This is a genomic window from Anaerococcus sp. Marseille-Q5996 (assembly GCF_946893725.1).
Lineage (GTDB): Bacteria > Bacillota > Clostridia > Tissierellales > Peptoniphilaceae > Anaerococcus > Anaerococcus martiniensis.
The window spans coordinates 143,810-169,207 of record NZ_CAMPPE010000001.1 but is presented as its reverse complement, the minus strand read 5'-3'; the positions used below and the strand labels follow the sequence as shown (position 1 = coordinate 169,207).

General features: G+C 34.0%; 22 protein-coding genes. 7 read left to right on the top strand and 15 right to left on the bottom strand.

Annotated elements, in window-relative coordinates; all coding sequences use genetic code 11:
* Positions 1-28: 28 nt before the first annotated feature.
* The 7 genes from OC526_RS00760 to galE form a co-directional block, all read right to left on the bottom strand.
* Positions 29-757 carry a type II CAAX prenyl endopeptidase Rce1 family protein gene (locus OC526_RS00760; RefSeq protein ID WP_262121308.1) on the bottom strand — a complete coding sequence of 243 codons (729 nt, stop codon included), beginning with the start codon at positions 755-757 and terminating at the stop codon, positions 29-31.
* An 81-nt stretch (positions 758-838) separates the two neighbouring features.
* On the bottom strand, positions 839-1,561 hold the full coding sequence (nagB, locus tag OC526_RS00755) for a glucosamine-6-phosphate deaminase (protein WP_262121305.1): 723 nt from the start codon (positions 1,559-1,561) through the stop codon (positions 839-841).
* A 22-nt stretch (positions 1,562-1,583) separates the two neighbouring features.
* Complete coding sequence (locus OC526_RS00750) at positions 1,584-2,117, bottom strand: hypothetical protein (protein ID WP_410050262.1); 534 nt, start codon at positions 2,115-2,117, stop codon at positions 1,584-1,586.
* 143 nt (positions 2,118-2,260) lie between these two features.
* Positions 2,261-2,443: a helix-turn-helix domain-containing protein gene (locus OC526_RS00745; protein ID WP_262121303.1), complete on the bottom strand. Its 183-nt coding sequence runs from the start codon at positions 2,441-2,443 to the stop codon at positions 2,261-2,263.
* Between the two features lie 67 nt (positions 2,444-2,510).
* The gene (rbr, locus tag OC526_RS00740; RefSeq protein ID WP_262121301.1) at positions 2,511-3,101 is read right to left on the bottom strand and encodes a rubrerythrin; all 591 of its coding nucleotides are present in this window, start codon (positions 3,099-3,101) and stop codon (positions 2,511-2,513) included.
* Positions 3,102-3,274: 173 nt separating this feature from the next.
* Positions 3,275-4,192, bottom strand: coding sequence for a sugar phosphate nucleotidyltransferase (locus OC526_RS00735; RefSeq protein WP_262121299.1), 918 nt, complete (start codon positions 4,190-4,192; stop codon positions 3,275-3,277).
* Entirely contained in the window at positions 4,189-5,223 is a 1,035-nt protein-coding gene (gene galE / locus OC526_RS00730; RefSeq protein WP_262121298.1) for a UDP-glucose 4-epimerase GalE, read from the bottom strand. Before galE ends, OC526_RS00735 begins: the two co-directional genes overlap by 4 nt.
* Before the next feature lie 183 nt (positions 5,224-5,406).
* Between galE and OC526_RS00725 the strand changes: the two genes are divergently transcribed.
* Together OC526_RS00725 and OC526_RS00720 are read left to right on the top strand one after the other, a co-directional pair.
* On the top strand, positions 5,407-6,690 hold the full coding sequence (locus tag OC526_RS00725) for a glucose-6-phosphate isomerase (RefSeq protein WP_262121297.1): 1,284 nt from the start codon (positions 5,407-5,409) through the stop codon (positions 6,688-6,690).
* 99 nt (positions 6,691-6,789) lie between these two features.
* A complete protein-coding gene (locus OC526_RS00720) occupies positions 6,790-7,692 on the top strand; it encodes a lactate/malate family dehydrogenase (RefSeq protein ID WP_262121295.1) in 903 nt (300 codons plus the stop codon).
* A 37-nt stretch (positions 7,693-7,729) separates the two neighbouring features.
* Here the strand turns inward: OC526_RS00720 and OC526_RS00715 are convergent, their stop codons facing one another.
* A complete protein-coding gene (locus OC526_RS00715; RefSeq protein WP_262121294.1) occupies positions 7,730-8,956 on the bottom strand; it encodes a dicarboxylate/amino acid:cation symporter in 1,227 nt (408 codons plus the stop codon).
* A gap of 140 nt (positions 8,957-9,096) precedes the next feature.
* On the opposite strand from OC526_RS00715, the gene uraA reads away from it, so the two are divergent.
* Positions 9,097-10,365, top strand: a complete 1,269-nt coding sequence (gene uraA / locus OC526_RS00710; protein WP_262121293.1) for a uracil permease — start codon at positions 9,097-9,099, stop codon at positions 10,363-10,365.
* Positions 10,366-10,471: 106 nt separating this feature from the next.
* Here the strand turns inward: uraA and OC526_RS00705 are convergent, their stop codons facing one another.
* Positions 10,472-11,389, bottom strand: a complete 918-nt coding sequence (locus OC526_RS00705) for a CPBP family intramembrane glutamic endopeptidase (RefSeq protein ID WP_262121291.1) — start codon at positions 11,387-11,389, stop codon at positions 10,472-10,474.
* A 79-nt stretch (positions 11,390-11,468) separates the two neighbouring features.
* Positions 11,469-12,140: a hypothetical protein gene (locus OC526_RS00700; RefSeq protein WP_262121288.1), complete on the bottom strand. Its 672-nt coding sequence runs from the start codon at positions 12,138-12,140 to the stop codon at positions 11,469-11,471.
* A 67-nt stretch (positions 12,141-12,207) separates the two neighbouring features.
* Between OC526_RS00700 and OC526_RS00695 the strand changes: the two genes are divergently transcribed.
* From OC526_RS00695 to OC526_RS00685, 3 genes are all read left to right on the top strand, one after another.
* Positions 12,208-13,071, top strand: coding sequence for a hypothetical protein (locus OC526_RS00695; protein WP_262121285.1), 864 nt, complete (start codon positions 12,208-12,210; stop codon positions 13,069-13,071).
* 108 nt (positions 13,072-13,179) lie between these two features.
* The gene (gene nagE, locus OC526_RS00690; protein ID WP_262121283.1) at positions 13,180-14,736 is read left to right on the top strand and encodes an N-acetylglucosamine-specific PTS transporter subunit IIBC; all 1,557 of its coding nucleotides are present in this window, start codon (positions 13,180-13,182) and stop codon (positions 14,734-14,736) included.
* Positions 14,737-15,150: 414 nt separating this feature from the next.
* On the top strand, positions 15,151-16,074 hold the full coding sequence (locus OC526_RS00685) for a glycoside hydrolase family 3 N-terminal domain-containing protein (RefSeq protein WP_262121280.1): 924 nt from the start codon (positions 15,151-15,153) through the stop codon (positions 16,072-16,074).
* A gap of 34 nt (positions 16,075-16,108) precedes the next feature.
* Here the strand turns inward: OC526_RS00685 and OC526_RS00680 are convergent, their stop codons facing one another.
* From OC526_RS00680 to thrS, 4 genes are all read right to left on the bottom strand, one after another.
* The gene (locus OC526_RS00680) at positions 16,109-17,401 is read right to left on the bottom strand and encodes a type II restriction enzyme (protein WP_262121275.1); all 1,293 of its coding nucleotides are present in this window, start codon (positions 17,399-17,401) and stop codon (positions 16,109-16,111) included.
* Positions 17,388-18,242, bottom strand: coding sequence for a DNA adenine methylase (locus OC526_RS00675; RefSeq protein ID WP_262121273.1), 855 nt, complete (start codon positions 18,240-18,242; stop codon positions 17,388-17,390). Before OC526_RS00675 ends, OC526_RS00680 begins: the two co-directional genes overlap by 14 nt.
* 123 nt (positions 18,243-18,365) lie before the next feature.
* On the bottom strand, positions 18,366-19,748 hold the full coding sequence (locus OC526_RS00670; protein ID WP_262121270.1) for an MATE family efflux transporter: 1,383 nt from the start codon (positions 19,746-19,748) through the stop codon (positions 18,366-18,368).
* Between the two features lie 139 nt (positions 19,749-19,887).
* Positions 19,888-21,810 (bottom strand): threonine--tRNA ligase, encoded by a 1,923-nt coding sequence (gene thrS / locus OC526_RS00665; RefSeq protein WP_262121268.1) that lies wholly within the window; start codon positions 21,808-21,810, stop codon positions 19,888-19,890.
* Between the two features lie 333 nt (positions 21,811-22,143).
* On the opposite strand from thrS, the gene OC526_RS00660 reads away from it, so the two are divergent.
* Entirely contained in the window at positions 22,144-23,814 is a 1,671-nt protein-coding gene (locus OC526_RS00660) for an FAD-dependent oxidoreductase (protein ID WP_262121266.1), read from the top strand.
* A 189-nt stretch (positions 23,815-24,003) separates the two neighbouring features.
* Here the strand turns inward: OC526_RS00660 and OC526_RS00655 are convergent, their stop codons facing one another.
* Positions 24,004-25,365 carry a hemolysin family protein gene (locus OC526_RS00655; protein WP_262121263.1) on the bottom strand — a complete coding sequence of 454 codons (1,362 nt, stop codon included), beginning with the start codon at positions 25,363-25,365 and terminating at the stop codon, positions 24,004-24,006.
* Positions 25,366-25,398: the final 33 nt, after the last annotated feature.

The window sequence follows — 25,398 nt, the reverse complement described above, 5'->3', positions numbered from 1 at the left end:
TATAAAAAAGACCACACAAGTGGTCTTTTTAAATGCCTAAAACGCTGAATCTAATCAAATCAATTATAAAATGTGTTGTAATTGAACTTGTTAGGTCTGATTTTTTTTGAAGGATTGCTAGTGGCATTGCGAAAACAAGCCAAGCTCCAATCAAGTTTCTTATATCAAATCCATGGGCTATTGCGTGGGGTAGGGTCATTATTGCGTAAATCAAAATTTTATCTACAATAGATTTTTCCTTGCCTCTTAAAATATAAATGCTAAGTGCATAAAAAATAAATCTAAAGCTGATTTCTTCCATGATGCCCGCTTGTAGGCCAATAAGAAGTGGGGTGATTGTTGGGTCTTTTATTTTAATTTCCGCCCCTCCTAAATTTATAAATCCTAAAATCAGACCAATTGCAGTTGCAATTATCAAATTTTTTTGCCAATTTTTGCTTAAAAGCTTATCCCAACCTAAAAAGTTTTTAAAAACTGTAACAGATCCTATATATGTAATAAAAATAATGGCAAATAAGGCAATGGCAAGAAGAGATTTTTCTATAAAAATGATATTAAGTGATCCAAGAGATGACATAATTATGGCCACTATCAAATCTTTTTTTGTTAGTTTCTCCTTGTTTTTAATCAACAAATAAATTGCAGCAATAATTATCCCTAAAAATAAAAATAAAGGAGCAAAAAATTTTACAGCAAAAAAGCTTAAAAGTATAAAAATAATAGTAATAAAAAATAATTTTAATCTCTGACTTTCCACCCATAACCTCCAAAACATTTTTCACCTACATTTTAGCAAAAAAATACCAGCCCAAAAAGTAGTGGACTGGTAGGATTTTTTTTAGCCATTGTAAGCTTCTTCATCTACAAATAAATATACATTTGGATGTAGGTGTAGGAAACTTGCTGGGAATTCCGGGTAGATTTTATCTTCTTCTAATAATCTTTTTACTGCATCGTGTTTATTTTTTCCACTTGCCATTACTACTATTGTTTTTGCATTAAATGCATCTGCCATTCCCATTGATACTGCATATTTTGGCACGTCTTCTTCGCTATCAAAAAATCTTGAGTTTGCTTTTATTGTTTCATCTGATAATTTGATGATAGATGTTCTTTGGTTTAGTTTTTGGTCTGGTTCATTAAAGGCCAAATGACCATTTGGTCCTATACCTAAAACTTGGATATCACGTGGTCCAAATTCATCTAATAATTGATCGTATTCTTTTGCATATTTTTCATCTGCTTCTGGGGCAAATGGTAGGTGGGTTTTGCTTTTATCAATGTCTACGTGGTTAAATAATCTGTCGTTCATAAAATATTGGTAAGATTGTTCATTGTCCTTATCAATACCTACATACTCATCAAGATTTACTGCACTTGCATATTTAAAACCAATTTCACCTTCTTTATTAGCCTCGATTAGATTTTTATAAAGCCCTTCTGGTGTTGATCCTGTTGCTAAACCAAATTTGATTTGTGGTTTGTCTTGCATTAGGCTTATTACAAAGTCTGCTGCTTTTCTACTCATTTCATCGTAATCTTTGCTTACTATTACTCTCATTTTTCCCCCTCAATATTAATTTCTAATTAATATTTTGATATTCTGAAACAATTTTGTCAAATAATTCTTTTCTTTCCTCTTCTTTTATACCCGTATATTTTTCGATTGCTGACTCTATTGAATTTTGATTTACAAATTGGATTAATTCTCCTGCTTTGTCATCACTTGGCTCATCGTATTTAAAGGCATAGGCGATTGCTTTTGCCAAATAATCAAATGGTAGATTGTTATCAAATGCTTTTATTGCTGGAGCCACAAGCCTATCTTTTTCTCCCAGTTTTCTAACTGGATCGCGTCCTACACGCTCAATTGTATCGTGGGAAGCTGTTTTTATAAATCTATTTAACTTACTTTCCTTAAAGTTTTCTAGTTCATCTTTGTCTAGACCGTGTTCTTTTATTAATACATTGCCTGATTCTGTCATAAGATTTTTGACATCAGCTAATATTTTTTCATCTTCAAAGGCTTCATTCATCATTTTATAGCCTTTATTATAAGCAAAATAGCTGCTTGCAGCGTGGGCACCATTTACTAAAAATAGTTTACGTTCTAGCATCTTGTCTGTGTCATCTGTGTATTCTGCATCTTTTACTGGTTTTGAAGATGGATCAGCAAGTTTTGCTTGTTCAATAACCGCTTCAAAATCATCAGAAATTTCTACGACAGGTTTGCCTATATTGTATTACAGTTAACTTAAATTCAATAATTGTTTAGCTTCTTAGATAAGTTATCAAAGCCTCCTGAATTATATTTATTAATCCAGTTTTCTAGAGTGCTATCAGGTATATTGTATTTGTTTGCTATTGCAGGTCGTCCACCTATTTGACCTGATAAGTATTCCAGTACTAATTTAATTTTAAATTCTTTTGTGTATTTTGGCATAGAAAAAACCCCTCCATCCGTATTCCGGATTTTGGGGTGCAGTTCAAGGTTTGCTTTTTTTGATATTTTAGTAATTAAATCTTGCTAATTCGAAGTAGTCTTGTGGGTGTGCACATGCTGGGCAGATTTTTGGTGCTTCTTTTGCTTCTACTAAGAAACCACAGTTACCGCACATCCAGATAACTTTTTCGTCTTTTTTGAATACTCTGTCATTTTCTATATTAGCTTTTAATGCTTTATATCTTTCTCTGTGAGCTTCTTCTACTTTTGCGATGTTTCTAAATGCACTTGCGATTTCTGGGAAACCTTCTTCTTCAGCAACATCTGCAAATGATGGATACATATTTTCTGCTTCATCATTTTCTCCATCGATAGCACCTTGAAGGTTTGTAACAGTATCGTGCCATACTACTGGCCATTTTGTGTAATTTTCGTTAAGTTCGATATCTTCTAATTTGTATTCTTCTCTTAAGAATTTGAAAAATCTTGCAGCGTGTTCTCTTTCATTCATTGCTGTTTCTTCAAATATTCTTGAAATTTGAACGTATCCTTCTTTTTTTGCAACTTTTGCTGCAAATGTGTATCTCATATTTGCTTGGCTTTCACCAACAAATGATGTGATTAGGTTTTGTGCTGTTTTTGTACCTTTTAATGTCATATGTATATCCTCCTGGATTAATTTTTGTATGTACTTTCTATAATGATTATATATTTAGAAAGAAACTTTGTCAAATTTTGTTCTAAATATTTTAGTTGATTAAATAATGATTATCATTACTAAATGATTTTTTACACTAAACCAAAAAAGCCTCCCAGATGGGAGACTTAATTTTATTGCCAAATATTTGCTGGATAATCTTTATTTTCTAGCATTTTTTTAAATTCTTCTTGGGCTGGAGCCAAGTCTTCTTTGTAGGTAATTCCTATCCATTTGTCATTTGTTGGAAGAATTGTAATTTCTGCTATATCTTCTTCTAAAAACTCAGCTATCATTTCTGGCAAGACGTATTCTGCTTTTTCTAAATTTTCTTTATTTTTTTCTAAATATTTATTAAAATACTGATCGCAAAGGTCGATAAAGGCTGGGAATGTAGCCCACATATTCATAGAAACAAGAGATTCCAGATTTAATAAATCACTGTCTAAGTTTTCACGACTTGTGATTTTGCCATCTTCTCCTAGGGCTATTTCGTGGGTCTCGATGATTTTTACTAATTTATTGTCTGCATTGCCAACAGAAACCCCGCGAGTTACTGTTCCATTGTCAGAAAGTGTATTTTTTAATTTGTAACCTGCCATTGCAATTTGTAATTTGGATGCATCTTGATTATTTTTATCATTTAAAAATTCGTGAAAATCTTTAAATACATTTTTGCCATAATAGTCATCTGCATTTATTACTAAAAACGGCTCATTTACTAAGTCTTTGGCTGCCAAAACTGCATGGACTGTTCCCCATGGCTTTGTGCGTTCTTGTGGAACTTCATAAGCTTCTGGCAATTCTAAAGATTGGTAGGCGTATTCTACATCAATTATTTTTGAAATCCTATCGCCTATTACCTCTTTAAAGTCTTCTTCTATATCACGTCTAATTATAAAAACGACCTTGTCAAAACCTGCTTTTTTTGCATCAAAAATAGAATAATCGATAATTGTGTATCCATTATCATCCATTTTTGCAAGTTGTTTAATGCCTGCACCATAACGGGATCCTATCCCTGCTGCCATGACCACTAAAGTGGTTTTCATATTTTTTCCTCTCTTTCATATCCGCGAGGATTCATTTTTTGCCATCTCCATGCATCTTCGCACATATCTTTTATATCATATTGAGCCTGCCAGCCTAAAACTTTTTTGGCCTTACTTGCATCAGCAAATGATTTGTCGATGTCGCCTGCTCTTCTTTTTTCTATTTTATAGGGAATTTTTTTGCCGATTACTTCTTCAAAAGATTTTATAACATCAAGGACTGAATATCCCTTGCCAGTTGCAAGATTTATAATCTCAATTCCATTTAATTTTTCCATATTTTCCACAGCTTTTACATGGCCGCGTGCCAAATCAACCACGTGGATATAATCACGAACTCCAGTACCATCGTGGGTCTTGTAATCATCACCAAAGATGTGGACATAGTCTAGCTCGCCTACTGCAACTTGTGAAATGTATGGCAATAAATTATTTGGAACTCCTTGAGGGTCTTCACCTATTAATCCTGATTTGTGGGCACCAATTGGATTAAAATAACGGAGCAAAACGACCTTGAAATCTGGATCTGCTGTATGTAAGTCTGTCATTATTTGCTCCATAAAAGACTTGGACCATCCATATGGATTTGTGCAAAATCCCTTTGCTACATCCTCAGTAATTGGTGTCACTTCTGGGTCACCATATACTGTTGCAGAGGAGCTAAAAATAATATTTTTGCATCCCACATCCTCCATGGCCTTTAGCAGGCTAAGAGTACCTGTAAGGTTGTTGTGGTAGTATTTTAGTGGATTTCTTACTGATTCACCCACAGCCTTTAGGGCTGCAAAATGAATTACAAGATCAATTTTTTCATCTATTAAAACTTTTTTTAAAAACTCTGTGTCAAGTATATCAGCCTTATAAAATTTGACCTTTTTGCCAGTGATTTCTTCGACTCTGTCGATAGCTATTTTTGAAGCATTGGACAAGTTGTCATAAATTATTACATCATATCCGCTATCTAAAAGTTCCACTGCCGTATGGCTGCCGATATATCCTGCTCCTCCAGTTAATAAAACGCGTTTTTTCATAAAACCTTCCAAATCTTTGCAAAATTTCCCTAACTTACAACTATTATAGGTATTATCAAAATATATGTCAATAAAGTTAAAAACCTTTTCACATATTAGCACATAAGCTTTGTTTAAAAATATTTTAACAATTTAAAGACTGGGTATATAATAATGAAGAATATAGTTTTATGGAGGAATGTAATGCGCGTTGATTATACAAATATAAACCTAGAAAAGCTTGGAAATTACGAAGAAAAAGCCTTAGAATCCTTTAATACCCTAATGGATGGTTCTGGCCAAGGATCAGATTTTTTGGGATGGATTGATAGACCTGTTGACTATGACAAAGAAGAATTTGAAAGAATAAAAAAGGCTGCTGCAAAAATCCAATCTGACAGTGAGATTTTGGTATCAATCGGTATCGGCGGTTCATATTTGGGCATAAAAGCTATCGACTTTGCCCTTGATAATTATTTTGAATCAAACAAAAAAGTAAAATTAATTTACGCTGGCCACCAATTATCCGGCCAATATATGGCTGAACTTTTGGATTACCTAAAAGATAAGGACTACTCTTTAAATGTAATCTCAAAATCAGGAACTACTACAGAACCAGCAATTGCCTTTAGATTTTTAAAAGAAGCCTTGGAAGAAAAATACGGCAAAGAAGAAGCCAAGGGCCGTATCTATGCCACAACTGATAGGCAAAAAGGAGCCTTAAAAGACCTTTCTACAAAAGAAGGCTATGAAACTTTTGTAGTGCCAGATGATATAGGTGGTAGATTTTCCGTTATATCTGCAGTAGGACTTTTACCACTAGCTGCAAGTGGAGTGGATATTGACGAATTAATGGCAGGATTTGAGCAAGGACGCGAAAAATATACAAAAGCAGATTTTGAAACTAACGATGCTATAAAATACGCTGCAATTAGAAATATGCTTTATGAAGATGATAAGGCCATAGAAGTTTTAGTAAACTATGAGCCAAAACTCCAATATATTGCCGAATGGTGGAAACAATTATTTGCAGAATCAGAAGGTAAAGACGGCCAAGGTTTATTCCCAGTTTCAGTAAATAACTCAACAGACCTCCACTCCCTAGGACAAATGATCCAAGATGGAAAAAGAAATCTATTTGAAACAGTCCTAGAAATTGAAAATTATGACAGAGATATAGAAATAAAAGAAGATGCAGACAACCTAGATGGCTTAAACTATTTAGCAGGCAAATCAATGAATTATGTGAACACCCAAGCCATGGAAGGAACAACCATCGCTCACGTTAAAGGCAATGTGCCAAATATCCGCATCAAAATTGAAAATGTAAGTGCAAAGTCTCTTGCAGAACTATTCTACTTTTTTGAAATAACAGTCGGTGTAAGTGGATATATGATGGGCATAAACCCATTTAACCAACCAGGAGTTGAAGAATATAAGGCACAGATGTTTAAGCTTTTAGGAAAACCTGGTTACGAAAATAAATAAATTTTTTAAAAGAATCCTTAAGGATTCTTTTTATAGATGTAAATTTTTCTAAAATGATTTATAATTATATTGAAACTTTAAATTAGGAAAGAAGGAATAATGAGAAAAATATCAGTAATCGGTCTAGGAAATGTAGGAGCAACTACAATCCACACCCTAATCGAAAGAAGACTGTGCGATGAAATTGCACTATTTGACAAAAAAGATGAATTAGCAAATGCAGAAGTAAATGATTTTAGAGATGGCCTTGTAAGAAGAAATGGCAATGTATGCTTAGTTGCAGGTCAAGATTCAGATTTAGCAGAAAGTGACATTATAATTTTTGCCCCAGGTGATATTACAATTTTGCAAAAAAATAGCGACCGCCTTGAAGAATTTAAATACACAAAAACTTGTGTAGAAGAATGGGCACCAATTATTAAAGATTCAGGTTTTAATGGCATTATAATCTCCATTACAAATCCATGCGATGTAATTGCAGAATATATGCAAAAATTAACAGGCCTTCCAAAAGAAAGAGTAATTGGAACAGGTACAATTTTAGATACAGCAAGGATGAAAAATGCAGTTGCAAAATACATAGGAATTGATCCAGATTCTGTAGATGGTTTTGTAATCGGAGAACATGGAAACAGCCAGTTTGTAGCATGGTCAAAGGTTTCAATTGCTACAAAGGCTATAAATAAAATTTTAGATGAAAATACTTGTAAACAAATAGAAGAAGCTTCCAAAATGAAGGCCTTTGAAATTATTAAAGGCAAGGGCTATACATCATACGGAATTGCAAATGCAGCTGCAATAATTGTTGAAACAGTATTTAAAGATGCAAAAACAATCCTTCCAGTCTCTTCATATTCATCCGAAGCTCAATGCTACATTGGCCACCCATGCGTTGTTGGCAGACAAGGAGTAATACGCGAATATCATTTAGAATTAAATGATGAAGAGACAAAAAAATGGAATCACTCAGTAGAAACTATTAAAAATATCAGACCAGAATAAAAAACAAGCCATGATGGCTTGTTTTTTTTGTCTAAATTTATGCAATTTTACCTTTTCTTCTAAGTCTTGCTGAGTTTATAAGAGCTGCTGTAGCATCTCCAGTAATATTTAGGGTTGTTCTACCCATATCAAATATTCTATCAATACCTGCAACTAGGGCAATACCTTCTACTGGAAGGCCAACAGATTGTAAAACCATGGCAAGCATAATCATTCCAGATCCTGGAACTCCAGCTGTACCAATTGATGCAAGTGTTGCTGTTAATACAATTGTAACAATTTGTCCAAGTGTTAGGTCAATACCATAGCATGAAGCTATAAATACTGCACAAACTCCTTGGTAAATAGCAGTTCCATCCATATTTATGGTTGCCCCAAGTGGCAATACAAAGCTTGTTACATCTGAATCAGCTCCCAATTCTTCACAGCATTTCATATTTATAGGTAAAGTTCCCATGCTTGATGCAGATGAAAATGCAAACATCATTGCAGGAGCTACACCCTTAAAAAATTCAACTGGATTTATACCAGCAAAAGTTTTTACTGTAAATGAGTAAATGACAGCTGCATGGAAGGCGTAGGCAATATATGCAACTAATAGCACGCTTGCAAGAGATCCGATAATCATAGGACCATTTTCTGCAATAACTGGCATTAGTAGGCAAAGAACTCCTAGTGGAGATAGTTTTAAAATAAGTCCCATAGCCTTCATATTTATGTCATTTACTATTTCTATAGCTTCAATTGCCTTAGCTTGTTTTGATTTATCAATTAAAAGTATTGAAAATCCAATAATAATAGCCATAACAATAATTTGTAGCATATTAGCTTCAACAATTGGTGCTAGGAAGTTTTTCGGGAAGATATTTACCAAAGTATCTATAAGTGAAACTTGGTTTTCAAGGGCAAATTCAAGATTTGTAGTAGCTATAAGTGGGAAAAATCTTTTGGCAATATTTGCAAAAACAAGGCCAATTATGATTGCAAAAGAAGTTGTGAAAAAGTAGTAGATGATTGTAAAAACACCAACTTCACCAACTCTTTTTATATCCCTCATAGAGATAATTCCGCCCATAATAGAAAATAAAACAATAGGTGTAACAATAAATTTAAGTAAATTTAGGAATATATCCCCAATAGGTTTGACATAAGCATTTAAAATCTCTGCTTGGTTTTGCAACAGCAAACCTAAAACAATTGCAATAACGAGGGCAATAAAAATATTGCGGGTCAGGTGTGATTTTTTGCGAGGTGAGCTTTCCATATATTTCTCCTTTTCTTTTCAAATTATATATATATTACTTCACTGACCCCCCTTTTGTAAAGATAATTTTTAAAAAATTTGACAATTTTTTTGAAATCATTTAAAATATTGAAGATTTGGAAAAAAATAAGGAGGTTTAAATGAAAGAAGATAAGAGAATTTATAAGGTAAATGATGATGTGCCTAAAAAGCTATTGCTTCCCCTAGGTTTGCAACACACTTTTGCCATGTTTGGTGCATCAGTCCTAGTGCCAATTTTATTTGGTATCAATCCTGGCATAGTGCTTTTAATGAATGGTATTGGGACTTTACTTTTTATTTTGATAACTAAGGGCAAGGCTCCAGCATATTTGGGATCATCTTTTGCTTTTTTGGCACCAGGTATTGCTATTATCCAGTCTCAGGGATTTGAATACGCCCAAGGTGCCTTTGTTGCAGTTGGGCTTTTGGGATGCATACTTTCCTATATAATTTATAGGTTTGGGACATCCTGGATAGATGTAGTATTGCCACCTGCTGCCATGGGTGCAGTTGTGGCACTAATAGGTTTTGAGCTAGCTGGAAATACTGTTTCTGGTGGTACAATCGGGGCAAATTTAATGACAGATACGGTGTCAGGGGCTGATTGGCTGGTATTTTTAGTAACTTTAATGACTGCTATTTTAGGATCAATCATGTTTAAGGGATTTATGTCCACTATTCCAATTTTAATTGCAATCATTGTAGGCTACATCGTAGCTTATTTTAATGGTCAAGTAGATTTAAGCCCAGTCCGTGAGGCAAGTTTGTTTACCCTTCCTCATTTTCAATTAGCAAAATTTTCTCCTGAGGCAATATTTGCTATGCTGCCAGTATTGTTGGTAATTGCAGCTGAACATATCAGCCACCAGGTAGTTACCAGCAACATTATTGGTGAAGACTTGATAAAAGATCCAGGCCTACACAGGTCAATTTTTGCAGATAATATATCAACTGCAATCTCTGGTCTAGTAGGTGGAGTGCCAACAACGACATATGGGGAAAATATTGGAGTTATGGCCATTACTGGAGTTTACTCTGTAAAAGTTATTGCAAGTGCAGCTGTAATTTCTATTTTGATGGCCTTTATAGGTCCACTTTCCGCCCTTATTTCTACAATCCCTGGAAATGTTATAGGCGGAGTTACATTCTTGCTTTATGGGATGATTGGTACAAGTGGGATAAGACTTTTGGTTGACCAAAATGTGGATTATTCAAAAAGTGATAATTTGATACTGACTTCTGTAATATTTATTGCTGGACTTAGTGGCCTTTCTATACAATTTGGATCTATAGAATTAAGTGGAATGGTCTTATCTTCTGTCGTTGCAGTTATTTTGTCATTGCTTATTTATTTTATCAAGAAAGCTGGGCTTTCTAATTTGGAATAATTTGTAATTAAATATAAATGGATTTCACTGCAGACCTAATTGAAAGCTTAATTAATAAAAATAAAAAACTGCTTTATAGATTAATTTCTATAAAGCAGTTTTTTCTTTAGAAAGTTCTTTTATATTCTTTACTTGTATTTTTATTTTTATTATTAACGCCTGCCAGTAATAGCATAATTGCCATCACTTCCATCCAAAATGTCAATAATCCTCCTTCTACTCCAAAGGCTCCTCCTGTTAGGAATTGATTGCCGACAAGTTGTGTTTTTAACAGGCTTATATTTGATTGGCTGATGCCTGAGACATTGATGCCATATATATTTCCTTGGGCAAAGTTCCAAAAAGTATGGGCTGCTGCTGGGAAAAATATGTCATCTGAAACATAAAACATAAGGGAAAATATAACCCCCATCAGGAAAATATTTATAAAAGGAAATACTCCGAAACCATCATTTCCAAGGTGCATTATAGAAAAAATAAGGCTATTGGCTATAATTGCTAGTTTTACGCCATTTTCTGCTGCAAAATAATTCATAAGCACAGATCTTGCCATCAATTCTTCGCTAAATCCTTGCAAAACCCAACCAATAAAAAAAATAAGGAAAATCCCTGGATTTACATTTTGATAATTTGGGCTAATATCTGCTAAATCTCTGATTTTAAGCTGCAAAAAAACTCCTGTAATTAAAGCAAAACCAAATATTGCCCCCTTAAAATAATTTTTGACCCTGTTTGGGTTTTTTAGGCCCATAGAAAAATCATTGTAATTTAGGTATTTTTTTGCAAATATGTAAATTAAGACAGTTGATAAAACCGTCCCATAAAGTAAGCCCAAAATCATCTTATCTGCTGGCATAAGATTTTTATAGGCATCTATGTTATTTAAAAGATTAGGAAAAAATACACCTCCCAAGAATAGTTTTGGCAATATTGTAAGCATTATCAAAACTACCACTAAGATGACTGCATTCCTGTGTTTTTGAACTCTCTTAGTCTCCCTAATCGTTAGATTGTCTTCAAACATTTCATTCTCCATTAAATTTTATACTTTAATTATAACTATATTTTATTTTTATTCAATAAAAAACACGGAATTTTCCGTGTTAGTCATTATTTATTGCATCATCTATGCTATCAGTATCTTCGGGTGCACTTGATTTATCAGAGTCATTTGTATTTTTAGACCCCTGTGCATATTCTAAGGCCCCACCTAATATTGCATTTATAAAATCTCGGGATTCATTGATCTCATAGCCATTTAACTTGCGATTTAGGAAAATGGTAGCTTCTCTGGTATTGCGTTCCTGGTTTGGATCAGCAAGTGCTGCCATATAGTCGCTGTGGATTTTTTGATCATCTTCACTATCATCTACTTTGTCATAGACATCTATGTAATTTACATTGGATATTTTTAATTTTACTTCCTTGCCACGGTTTTGTTTTTCAACACTTTCTACCTGGATGTCTAGATTTTTAAAATTATTTTCGTAAAAGTCTTCCTGCTTAGTTCCATCATCAGAATAGGAAGTCCTCAAGACATCAAGGATTATCGGTAGCCTTTCAGTGTTATTTTCCATATATTCTATGTCATAAGTTTGTATGGCCATCTCTAGACCATCCACAGTCCTATTTACATTTGATATATAAAACTGGTAAATACCAAAGGGTATGCCTATTATTAGCAGGGCCATAATCACATAGGGAAATATGAAAAGGCGGCGTTTGTTTGGTTTTCTATGAATATTTCTTTGTGCTTTTTTTGCTTTTTTTGCCATAATTTCCTCTTTAAGATTCATTATACCATCTATTATACATTTTTAATAAATATGATAAGATAAGATTATGAAAAGTTTTAAGATTAATTTAATGGATTTAATAGCTTTAATATTATTAGTATTTTCATTTTTCTTGCCATCTTTAGGGGCAAATATAGGTGTAAATGCTAACGTTTTGCTTTTGCTTATCAATGCTTATTTGATAGGCTATTTGGCATATTTAATTTCCTTTATGGAGAGCAAAAAAGTATTTTTGATGGCCATACCCTTAATTTTATATAGTGGTTTTTTGATATTTTTTATGCGTGGCTTTAAGCTAACATTTGAAAAACAAAGGATAAATGACCTAATTTATGTAATTACAAACTTATATGATGTAATATTTGTAGTTTTTTGCTTTTTTATAGTTGAAATTATCCTATCCCGCATCATTGGTGCAAATGGAAGTCTGGGAGTGGGAATATTTGCCCTTATACTCTACTATGTAATGCAAAATACTAACTTTTTGCCCTTTGATTTTTATTACAATGACCTTTTGCTTTATTTTTTCTTTTATATGATGGGATCTAGGCTAAAACAATCCATGAAATTTAATAATTTCCTCTTTGTTCCAGCTATTTTACTATTTGCAGGTGAAATCTACCTTTATATGTACTTAAATTATTACCCAGGTTTTTACCTATCAATGATAATTTTAACCTACCTTATTCTAAAGCAAAGCCCGGATGTCCAAGGAGTAAACAAGCAAAGGTACTTATTTTTTGCCTATCTTTTCCCCTACAAAGTTGTCTATGTATTGATAAAAAGCCTAGTAGATGCTAGTCCCCTTGTGATTACAATCATAGGAGTCCTATCTGTCTTTATCCTAGCTGAACTTTTATACAAGATTAGGGCCAAATTTTTGGATTATCTTTTGATAGGAATCCACTGATAGACTAGAAAAAAACATTTTCATATTAAGTAAATTATGATAAGATAAAGATGTAAACGATTTTGTTTATCATTTTGTATTATAAATATTATTTAAGGAGGGTAGTTTATGAAAGAAAAACTACAAAGATTAGGCCAATCCCTAATGCAACCGGTTGCGGTTATGCCTTTAGCTGCCTTGCTACTAGGACTTGGTTACTTAATTGACCCAGATGGATGGGGTGCATCATCACCTATAGCAGCATTTTTAATTTCTGCTGGTGGTGCAATCTTAGATAACCTAGGTATCCTATTTGCAGTTGGTGTTGCCTTTGGTATTGCCAAAGAAAACCACGGAGCAAGTGCTCTAGCTGGTCTTGTTGCATTTTTGACCCTTTCAAAAATGTTATCACCTGATACAGTTGCCCAACTAAGAAGCTTAGACATGGAAGCTTGGCAAGCAGCCGATCCTTTCCAATATTCAGCTTTTAGTAAAATCGGCAATGGTAACGTATTAATCGGTATCTTATCAGGTATCTTAGGTGGTAAGGCCTATGACAAATTCCACGAAACAAGATTACCAGACTTCTTAGCATTCTTCTCAGGTAGAAGACTTGTGCCAATTATTGCTTCAGTTTATGCTCTAATTGCATCACTTATTTTAATGTTCTTATGGCCAGTTATTTACTCAGCTCTAGCAAGCTTTGGTGCATTCTTACTAGGTCTAGGTGCAAAAGGTGCAGGTATCTACGGCTTTGCAAATAGATTACTGATTCCAACAGGACTCCACCACGCTCTAAACCAAGTATTCTGGTTTGACCTTGTAGGAGTAAATGATATTCCAAACTTCCTAAACAACGCACAAGATACAATCACAGCAACCTACCACCCAGGTATGTACCAAGCTGGTTTCTTCCCAATTATGATGTTTGGTCTGCCAGGTGCAGCCCTAGCTATGGCTCAAAGAGCAGATGAAAAAAATAAAAAAACTATCAAGGCTCTTATGATAGCAGGTGCCCTAGCATCATTCCTAACAGGGGTTACAGAACCACTAGAATTTGCATTTATGTTCGCAGCTCCACAACTATACTTTGTACACGCAGTGCTTACAGGTATTTCAGTATTCTTAGCAGCAAAATTACAAGCATTTGCAGGCTTTGGATTCTCAGCAGGTCTTATAGACTTCTTCCTATCATCACAAAACCCTATGAGAAATAATATGCTAATCCTAATAATCATGGGTCTAGTATTCTTTGCCCTATATTATCTAATCTTTAGAGCATTAATCGATGCTTGGGATATAGCTACACCAGGTAGAACACCAAAATCTCAAAAAACAAATGATTCAAGAGTAATCGAAACAGAAGATCAAGGCAGAGTGTCAACAGCTGATAAATCAGAAGCTGAAGAAAGAAGAGAGCAACAAGCAACAGTATCAGGTTCATACGCTGATACAGCAAGAGAAATCCTAGAAGGACTAGGCGGCCCAGAAAACGTTGATACATCAAGCTATTGTACAACAAGATTACGTCTAACAGTAAATGACCCAGCAAAAGTAGATGAGGAAAAAATCAAAGCAGCTGGAGTTGCAGGACTAATCAAACCAGGTCCAAAAGCAGTTCAAGTAATAATAGGCCCACAAGTTCAAGCAGTACACGATGAATTTGTAAAATTATTAGGTAAATAAAATCGGAAATAAAAGACAAATCAGCAGGCTATTTGCTTGCTGATTTTTTTGTGGGATATAAGTAACAAGCAATGTGTTATAATAAAAAAGCCTCTAACCTAAGAGGTGAAAGGAGGTGTGAGTTTTAGAAATGTTTCGATTCCTAATGGAAAATTTTATTTTTCCCTTGCTGGTTGGCTTAATATTAGTTTTAATAGAACAAATTTTAGACCAAAAATGCAAGTAAAACAAAAAGACAGTAGTTGCAGCTACTGTCTTTTTTTGTGAGTATATACTCTGTTTCGATTCTCATCCTTGTTGCCAAGGGCTTTGATAGAGGTGGCTTCTCTTACATATATTATATGTCACAATTTGTGCCTTTTCAATATTATTTTATCCCAGCTTATGGGTAAAATACCTTAAAAGGAGTAGAAAATGAAAAGATTATTAAACTTCCAAGGGGCAGACTTTTTAAATGCGACTCCCCTAGAACTTAAACAAGCAATACTTGCAAGCGAAGGCAGGGTCATAGTTTCAGAATCAGTAGTCACCTTTGAGCCTTATGTAAATGGTCTCACAAATGCAGAAATAGAAAAGGCCTTTGGTGCCGACATTTTGTTATTAAATGTACTCGACTTAGACAATCCAAAGATAGAAGGAGTGCCAGAATCAGAGGCAGATCACATAGGTTGGCTAAAAAAAGCCACCTCAAGACCAATAGGGGTCAATCTAGAACCAGTAGATGAGGGTGCAAATATGACCCAAGGCAAGGAAGAAATAGGTAAAGGCCGCAAGGCAAGCATTGAAAACTACAAAAAAGCAAACGATTATGGCCTAGATTTGATTTGCCTAACAGGAAACCCAGCCACAGGAGTAACCAATGAAGCAATACTAAAAGCAATCAAAGAAGCCAAAGAAAACTTTAATGGCCTAATCATAGCCGGCAAAATGCACGCAGCAGGCACAGATGGGCTCGTAATGGACTTAGAAATTGCCAAAGAATTTGTAAATGCAGGATGCGACATCCTCCTAGTCCCAGCCCCATACACCATCCCGCACTTTAACGAAAATGACCTAAGAGAAATAGCAGACTACATCAGATCCTACAACAAAGACAAAGAAATAGACCAAAAAGTCCTAATCATGTCAGCCATAGGCACCAGCCAAGAAACCGCCGACAAAGACACCATCAGACAAATAGCCCTAGCAGCAAAATCAAGCGGCGCCCACCTCCAACACATAGGAGATGCCATGAACGGTATATCATTACCAGAAAATATTTACACAATGGGTGTAGCAATAAGAGGAGTAAGATGGCAAATTTACCAAATGAGTTCTTCAATTAGGAGGAATGAATAAGAAAAGACAGCTATAAGCTGTCTTTTCTTAGTTATTATTCTGTTAATGAATATATCCATCTCAACCATTGTTTAATTGTGCTTGCTCTTCTAAACCTAGTTGTTTCATTCTCTCTTGACCCATATTCACTCATAGTTTGCATTATTACTTCTGTTGATATATCACCATTTGGAAAAGATAGATCAAATAATATATAGAATAGTTTATGCTCAAAAATTAATTTCACAATTTCTAATTGTCTATACCTATAACTACCTTCTAAAATACTTTTCCCATTATCGTTTAATGATCTTAAGATTTCACCATCTTCATAAATATTTTCCATTACATTTAAGTATCTTCCTGCATTGAAATAATAGTCGGCCTGTCTTATGTCAAATTCCATTTTATCAGCAATCTCGTCCTTAGTTTTAGGATATTCTGATAATAATTCCATAAGCGATATTAATTTATCTACTGAATTTGCTTGTAAAGACGGAAACCCATTTCTGTCTTTATCTTCATCATATATAGGTTTAGTAGTTTTGTGAATGTCTTTCAGATCTCTAAGTGTAATTAAAGTTTCATCTATAGAATATTCTGATTCTTTTAAAAGCTTTATTGATGAAAAATCTTTTTTATCTATAAATTCATATTCGATTAACTTGTATATCTTGTTAGAGTAAATTGAAAAAATATTTCTAATTGGCTTATTTACCTTATTTTCCCATAACCTATATGGATAGTAAAGTTGTCTTATATTCATATTAGCATTTATTACATTTTTAGCTTCAATAATTGTAACTGATTCTTTAGTTTCTAGTCCACTATCTATTTCAATTTGAGCCTTACTTACATTAACACTTGCTTTATTTTTGCTTCTATACTGATTTACAAGAAAATCAAAATTCTCAGTTCCCATTCTACCATTAAAAGTTTCAACGGGATTTTCTTCATTTAGAAAATCAGCCAATATATTAGAAATTAGCATAATGTTAAGAGCGTTTGACTCTGAATTGATTTTATCCAAATCTATAGTTTCGTATTGTGGAACATTAACTGTTTTTATCTCACTTTTTCTTACTCCAAACTCGGGTAATTCTTTATATAGGTCAAATCTTCCTAGTACGTAAGCTTGTCTACTAATGGGTAATATATTTATTTTTTCATTCTTAAATACTTGAGGTAAAGATTCGTAAGTATCCCATTTTGACATTAATCTTGATTCTCTAAACTCATTTATTTTCTTACTAGTTATTATAAACGATCCATAATTATCAATTTGGTCAATGATATTATATTTCTCAATAAGCTTTATCCAAGCATTATTAGATTTATTTGTTGACATAATTTCTTATCAAAACCTCTTTTACTTTTCCTCTTTTTGTAGGATCACTATTTATAGCTCTTTTTGCATCTACAGTAATTATTTCATAATCTCTATATAGATCTAAAATAATATCAGAGTATGAATTTGATAATAAGAATTTAATACCTTTTTCTGTAAGTTTATCGCATTCGTTTTTTAAGTCAATCTGCTCATCATATTTAAAATTATTCTTAGTATAACTTGTAAAGTTAGATGTTTTAGAAACTGGCAAATATGGTGGATCTAGATAAATAAAATCATTTTCATTAGCAACTTTTATTGAGTCTTTATAATCACCAGAACTAATTGTAATTTGAGCATCATTTAAATAATTTGAACAAGCTATAATGTTTTTATAATCGACAATTTTTGGTTTTTTGTATTTTCCATAAGGGGCATTAAATTGGTTTAAGCTATTGACTCTATATAAACCGTTAAAACAAGTCTTGTTAAGATATATAGTCCTTGCAGCTTTTTCAATATCTGAAATATATTTATAATCATCATTCCTATCAAGAGATCTGATTTCATAAAAATAATCTTCATTATTTCTTATTTCGTGAATTTCTAAAAATGTTATTAGTTGTTCTGGATTATCTCTTATAACTCTATATGTATTTATTAACTCTTCATTGTAATCATTAATAATAGCTTTTTTAGGTTGTAAACTAAATAAAATAGCACCTCCACCAACGAAAGGTTCAAAATAGCAATTATAATTTTCTGGAATTAGCTTATTTATTTTATTAGCCAATTGCCTTTTTCCACCAACCCATTTTACAAATGGATATATATTACTAGATTTCTCTATTTCCATCATTAACACCTCTTAATTATTACTATACATTATAAAACATATTGATCTATATATAAGGTTCAATCCCACCCACTACTTATATATAGAAAAAATCCAAGAATCTTCCCGAAGAAAAAAGACAGTAGTTTATGCTACTGTCTTTGGTGCTTCTAGGATATCTATTTTTGTTCTGATTTCTTTTTTTAGCATCCATGTACATAAAATTGTATTTAATGATTCTGCTATTACAAAAGCCCACCATGCTATGTTTAGGTTGCCTGTGCGGCTTAGGGCATAGAATATTGGGATTAGGATTAATAATTGCCTAAGGACTGATTGGAGGATTGCTATTTGCCAATTTCCCAGTGATTGGAAGACTCCTCCTACTGATACTATAGATGGGACTGCTGCTATATATGATAGGGAAACTATCCTCATCATTGGCACCCCTATTTGCATCATGGATTCTGTAGCATTGAAAAATCCTAACAATTGCCTTGGGAATAACCACATTATAAGTACTGATATAGTCATTAGGACAAAGGAACTTTTCATGGCTAGATTTATTGATCCTTTTATTCTTTCCTTTTTTCTCGCTCCGTAATTATAGGAAACTATGGTTGTAAGTGCATTTGATATACCAAATACTGGCAAGAAGGCAAATGACTGGAATTTAAACATTACCCCAAAGGCTGCTATGGCACTTGCTCCAAAGTCTTTTAATATCAGGTTTAGGACAAATACTACTATTGATCCTATGGTTGTCATTACTGTGGATGGCAATCCTATCCAAAAGATTTGTTTTACTATCTCTGGATGGAACTTAAATCTTCTTGAGCTAAATTTGATGTCTTTGTTTTTTGTTTTGTTAAAGTAAAAACCTATTAGTGCTCCAGCTAATTGACCGATAACTGTTGCTATTGCAGCACCTTTTACTTCTAGTCTTGGCAATCCAAATAGTCCAAATATTAAGATTGGGTCAAGGATTAAGTTTATAAGTGCCCCTGAAATTTGGGTTATCATTGTGTATTTTGTAAGGGAAGTGGCTTGTAAGAGTTTTTCTGCTAGGATTTGAAAAAATATTCCCATACTAAATATGGTTACTATATAGGTATATTCTTTTGTATAAGTTGTTACTACAGCATTTTGACCTTGGGCATTGGCAAAGGAATTGGTAAATAATATACCAATAATGGCAAATGCTATATAAGTGATTGCAGATATTACTACCCCGTGGATAGCTACTGATCCTACTCTGTCGCGGTTATTTTCTCCCAAAAACCTGGATAAGAGTGCCGATGAACCTACTCCGATTCCTACTCCAAAGGCTATCAGGATATTTTGTACTGGAAAGGCAATTGAAACCGCTGTCAGTGCATCTTCTGATATTCTTGCCACAAACATTGAGTCTACTATGTTATAGATTGATTGGACTAGCATTGATATTACCATTGGTATTGCCATTTCTAGCAATAGTTTATCAATGGCTAAAGTACCTAGTTTATTTTCTTTTACTTGAATTTCTTCCATAAAATCTCCCAATAAAATAATTATAAATTATATGTAAGCCTATACAGTAAACCCGATTTGCAATTTTCTGTCAATAGTGGCTTGCTAAAGCAAAAAAGCCTAGGAATGTTTTCCCAGGCTAATTTTTATATATCTTTGCTTAGAAAGCAGGGTTTACTGCTTTGTTGTCTCTTTCTTCGCTTAATTTTTGGATAAAGGTTTCAACAGATACTTCTGGAGTTTCTTCTCCATCCCTATTTCTTACTGTTAGTAGTTTGGATTCTTCTTCTTTTTCACCAACTACTAGCATGTAGTTTGCACGCATTAATTGGGCTTGTCTGATTTTATATCCTACACCCTCGCTTCTTTCATCTACTGATACTCTAAAGCCTGCGTCTTTGATTTTTGATTTTAAATCGTTAGCTGTATCTAGGAATTTGTCTGATACTGGGATGATTACTACTTGTTCAGGATTTAGCCATAGTGGGAATCTACCTGCAAAGTGTTCTGTAAGTACACCGATAAATCTTTCTACTGATCCTAATAATGCTCTGTGTAGCATAACTGGTCTTTGTTTTTCCCCATTTTCATCAATGTATGTCAAATCAAAGTTTTGTGGTAATTGGAAGTCTAATTGGATAGTACCACATTGCCATGTTCTTTTAGCTGCATCTTCTAAATGGAAGTCGATTTTTGGTCCATAAAATGCCCCATCACCAGGGTTTAGTTCATAGTCCATGCCACGTTCTTCTAGAGCTGCTTTAAGTTGGTCTTCTGCAAAGTCCCAATCTTTTATATCTCCCATAAAGTCATCTGGTCTTGTTGATAATTCTAGTGAATATTTAAAACCAAATGTTGAGTATAATAGGTCCGCTAAGTCTATCATTTTGTAAACTTCATCTTTGATTTGGCTTGGCAAACAATAAACGTGGGCATCATCTTGGGTAAATGTTCTTACTCTAAATAGCCCGTGTAGGGTACCTGATAGCTCGTGTCTGTGTACTTGACCAAATTCTGCAAGTCTAATTGGTAGGTCTCTATAAGAGTGTTGGTTTGATGCATATGTTAAAACTGATCCTGGGCAGTTCATTGGTTTGATTGCATAATCTTCTTCATCTATTTGTGTGAAGTACATATTTTCTTTGTAATGGTCCCAGTGGCCTGATCTGTGCCATAATTCTTCATTCATGATAAGTGGAGTTTTGATTTCACCATATCCACGTTCTTCTAAAACACCTCTCCACCAGTCAAGAAGTTCATTCATTAAAATCATGCCATTTGGATGGAAGAATGGGAATCCTGGTCCTTCTTCATGGAAAGCAAATAAATCCATTTCACGGCCAATTTTTCTGTGGTCACGGCGTTCGATTTCTTTTTGCAATTCTTCCCACTCTTCAAGTTGCTTAGCTTTTTCAAATGAAATACCATAAAGTCTTTGAAGCATTTGACGGTCAGAATCACCTCTCCAATATGCACCAGCTATTGTTTTTAATTTTACTGCCTTGATTTTTTTTGTAGATTCAAGGTGTGGTCCACGGCAAAGATCTACAAAGGCATCTCCCATTTTGTAAAGAGTGATTAGCTCATCTTCTGGCAGGTCATTGATTAGTTCGATTTTGTAATCTTGGCCCATTTCTTCAAACATTTTTAAAGCCTCGTCACGGGAAATTTCGATTCTTTCCATTTTGTGGTCAGCTTTGGCTATTTCTAGCATTTTTTTCTCAATTTTTGCAAAATCTTCTGGAACAAATCTGTGGTCTAGTTCCATATCATAGTAGAAACCATCATTGATAGCTGGTCCGATGGCAAATTTTGTATCTGGCCATAAAGCCTCTATCGCTGCAGCCATAAGGTGGCTAGATGTATGCCAAAATATTTCTTTGCCTTCTGGATCATCAAATTTTACAACTCTAAAGTCACTATCTTCATTGATAGGCTCCATATATCCGCGTGTTACACCATTTACAACTGCTCCAAGAGCTTGTCTGTGAAGGCCTTCAGAAATATCTTTTGTAACCTCACCAACACTTACGCCAGCTTCATATTCTCTTACCGAATTATCAGGTAATGTAATTTTAATCATAATTTCTCCTTTTTTTGCCACAAAAAAACCGCCCTTATCGTTGCCGATAAAAGGACGGGTTGATTCCGTGGTTCCACCTAATTTTGTGCTCATTTAAAGTCTTAACGCGACCAACGTTTTAATCTCTTAAAAAACTCCAGGGTGGTTTTTCATAAAAACTCGTATAAGACCTCTCAGCAACGGCCTTTCTCTGTGGATACTCATAATTACTACTTTTCCTGTCATAGTTATTATTTATATTTTTAGTTTACCACGATAAATTATTTTTGCAAATGGAATTTGGGTAAATATTTAAAAAGTCTTGGGAAATAGAAAAAAGCAAAGGATGTACATATGAAAGTAGTAATAGTAGGAGCGGTAGCGGCTGGTGCCACATTTGCAGCATCCCTGCGCCGCTTGGATGAAAACGTTGAAATAGTAATGTTTGAAAAAGATAGGGACATGAGTTTTGGAAACTGCGAACTTCCTTATTACTTATCATACGAAATTAAAGATAGCAGACTTTTAGTCCATAGGGACAGTGATAAGTTTAAAAAAGGTTATAATATCGATGCTTACAACTACCACGAAGTAATATCCATCAACCGTGAGGAAAAATATGTCACAGTTTTAGATAAGAGATGTGGTGAAGAATTTAATGAAACTTATGACTATCTAGTTCTAGCGCCCGGCGCCCATCCAAACATTCCAAAATCCATAAAAGGAACTGACAAAGACCATGTTTTTACCATCCGTAATGTTATGGATGTAGAAAATATCAGGGCCTATTATGAAGACCATGATGCAAAAAATATCTTGGTAGCTGGTGGTGGATTTATAGCAGTAGAAGCAGCCCATGCCTTAAAGGAACTAGAAGATACCAATGTTTCTATCTTTGCCCGCAGCAAAATTCTATCTATGATAGATGATGAACTGACAGCCTTCATTGATGAAAATATTAGGGAAAATGGAGTAAATATCATCCGCGAAAAAGAATTAGTAGAAATCCGTGATGATGAAGTAGTTTTTGCTTCTGGCAAAAAAGTTAAGGCTGATATGGTGATTTTGGCCCTTGGTATGGCTGCAAACAACAAATTAGCAGTAGACGCAGGTTTGCAAATCACAGAAAAAGGCTCCATTGTAACTAATGACAACTATCAAACCACCGATCCAAATATTTATGCCATTGGTGATGCCATTGATATTATAAATTTTATAAGCAATGAAAAGCAAAATCTAAAGCTAGCATGGCCAGCCCATAGGCAAGCGAAATTTTTAGCAAATCATTTGCTAGGAAATGATGACGAGCCGCTCAAATATATAGGCACATTTTTGATAAAATCTTTTGATTTAAATATTGGCATGACTGGTCTAAATGAAAAATCACTCCAAAAACTAGGCTATGATTATGATGTTACATTGATTTCTCATTCTGATAAGGTCGGCATTATGCCAAGCTCAGAAATGGTCTATATGAAATTACTTTTTGAAAAGAAAAGTGGCAAAATATATGGGGCCCAAGCCCTAGGAAGGGGTGTAGTGGATAAAAGAATAGATGTGATTGGCACACTGATAAAAATGGGCGGAACAATTTCTGATTTGTACAATCTAGAATTAGGCTACCAACCTTACTATTCCACAACTGAGGATATAAATAACGTAATTGCAAGCCAAGCCATTAATATTTGCAAGGGTCGCCTCCCACATGTAAAGTTTTCTGATTTTTGCAATACAAAAGACGAATATGACATTGTTGACATCCGCAACCAAGCAGCATATGACGAATGTCACATCAAGGGAGCAAGGCTAATTGAGGGCAAAAAGCTAAGAGAGGACTATGAGAAAATCCCAAAAGACAAAAAAGTTTTATTTTACGATGAAACAGGAGTACAAAGTTCAAATATGATAAAGATGCTAAATAATCTAGGATTTGAAAATATCTATATGTTAGATGGTGGCTTGCTGTACTTTAGAAAGTATGATGAGTATTTCAAACTCGGCATGCTTTGTGAGGGAGACGAGTAAGAATGTATCTACATTAAGACAAAATAAAATTTTAAAAATCTTCTGTTCGCAAAAAATTGCGTTGTTTGAGCACATGCGAGTTTGTAGTTTTTAGAATTTCGAAATTGTAAATTTATCAATTTTTGGAGTCAGTTTATCTTTTTAAAATTTTTATATTGATATACAAAAAATCACCCATTATGGGTGATTTTAATTTTCTGGATTTTCTTTAGTATCTACTTCATTGTCTTTGGTGTTTGGTTGATCTTTTAGTTTTCTAATCCTACATGCCTTTATCCTATTATCCTCGATATAGAGGATTTTTATTTCGTAGCCGTTGTAGATTATTGTTTCGTTTGCTCCTTCTTCTGGGATGTAGCCTAGTTTATCTATTATAAATCCGCCCAGTGAATCAAAGTTTTCGTTATCTTCATCTATTTCGATAGGGATTTTTTCGTTTAGGTCTTTGATATTCATGGAAGCTTTTACAACATACACTCCCTTGCGATTTTCTCTAAATTCGCTTGAAAGATTAGCTCCTTCATCTAAATCTCCTACGATTTCTTCTAGGAGGTCATCGATTGTTACTACTCCTGCAAATCCTCCATATTCGTCGATTAAGACTGCCATATGAATATGTTTTATCTGCATATCGGCAAATAATTTATCAGTTTCAATCTTATCTGGTGCGTAGTAGGCAGGTTTTATCAGGCTTTTGACATGGACATTTTTTATCCCAACCCTGGTTGCTTCTAGTAGGTAGTCCTTGGTATAAAGAATTCCTAATATATTATCTACTTCGTCTTCGTAAACTGGGATTCGGGAGTGTTTTATTTTTGTAAATTCATCTAGCCAAGTTCTATCTTCATCATTTATGTCTATCATAAAAACATCAGTTCTTGCTGTCATTATTTCTTCAGCAATCAAGTCATCAAATCCCATAATAGAGTGGATCATTTTTGATTCCATAGGGCGAATGATTCCTTGATTTTCTCCTACTTGGACAATGGATTTGATTTGCTCGCTGGTAACTGCTTTTTCGATGCCCTTGGCCTCTATGCCAAAGATTTTCATAAATAAATTTGTTACAAAACGAGTGAATTTTACAAATGGATTGGTTATTGCAAGGATGATACGAGATACAAATATCGTATTCATTGCTAGGTCCATCGGATTTCTAACTCCAATTCTTTTTGGAATTTTGTCTATAAAAATTATTTTTATTGTGACAAATAGTATAAGTGATAGAAATATATATGTGTTTGTGCTAAAGTTTTGGCCAAATATTGTAGCATCACTTACCGCAATTCTGATGCGTCTTACAAAAAAAGTAACTATTAGCAAGGTCAAAAATAAGTCTATCATTTCAAAGGATTGATTTAGCCTATCCTGATCGCTTATTATTTTTAAAAGTGATTTAGCTTTACTGTCTCCCTCTTCTTCTAGTTCTTTAAGCTTTTCAATATTGAGGGAAATAAGTCCAGTATGAATTGCAATTATTACAGCATTTAGGATTATTAATATTGCTATTGTAATTACATTTTGTAAACTAAAATAGGGCCCTTGGTCCATTTGTATTTTCTCCGTTCTTTCTTTATCTAAATA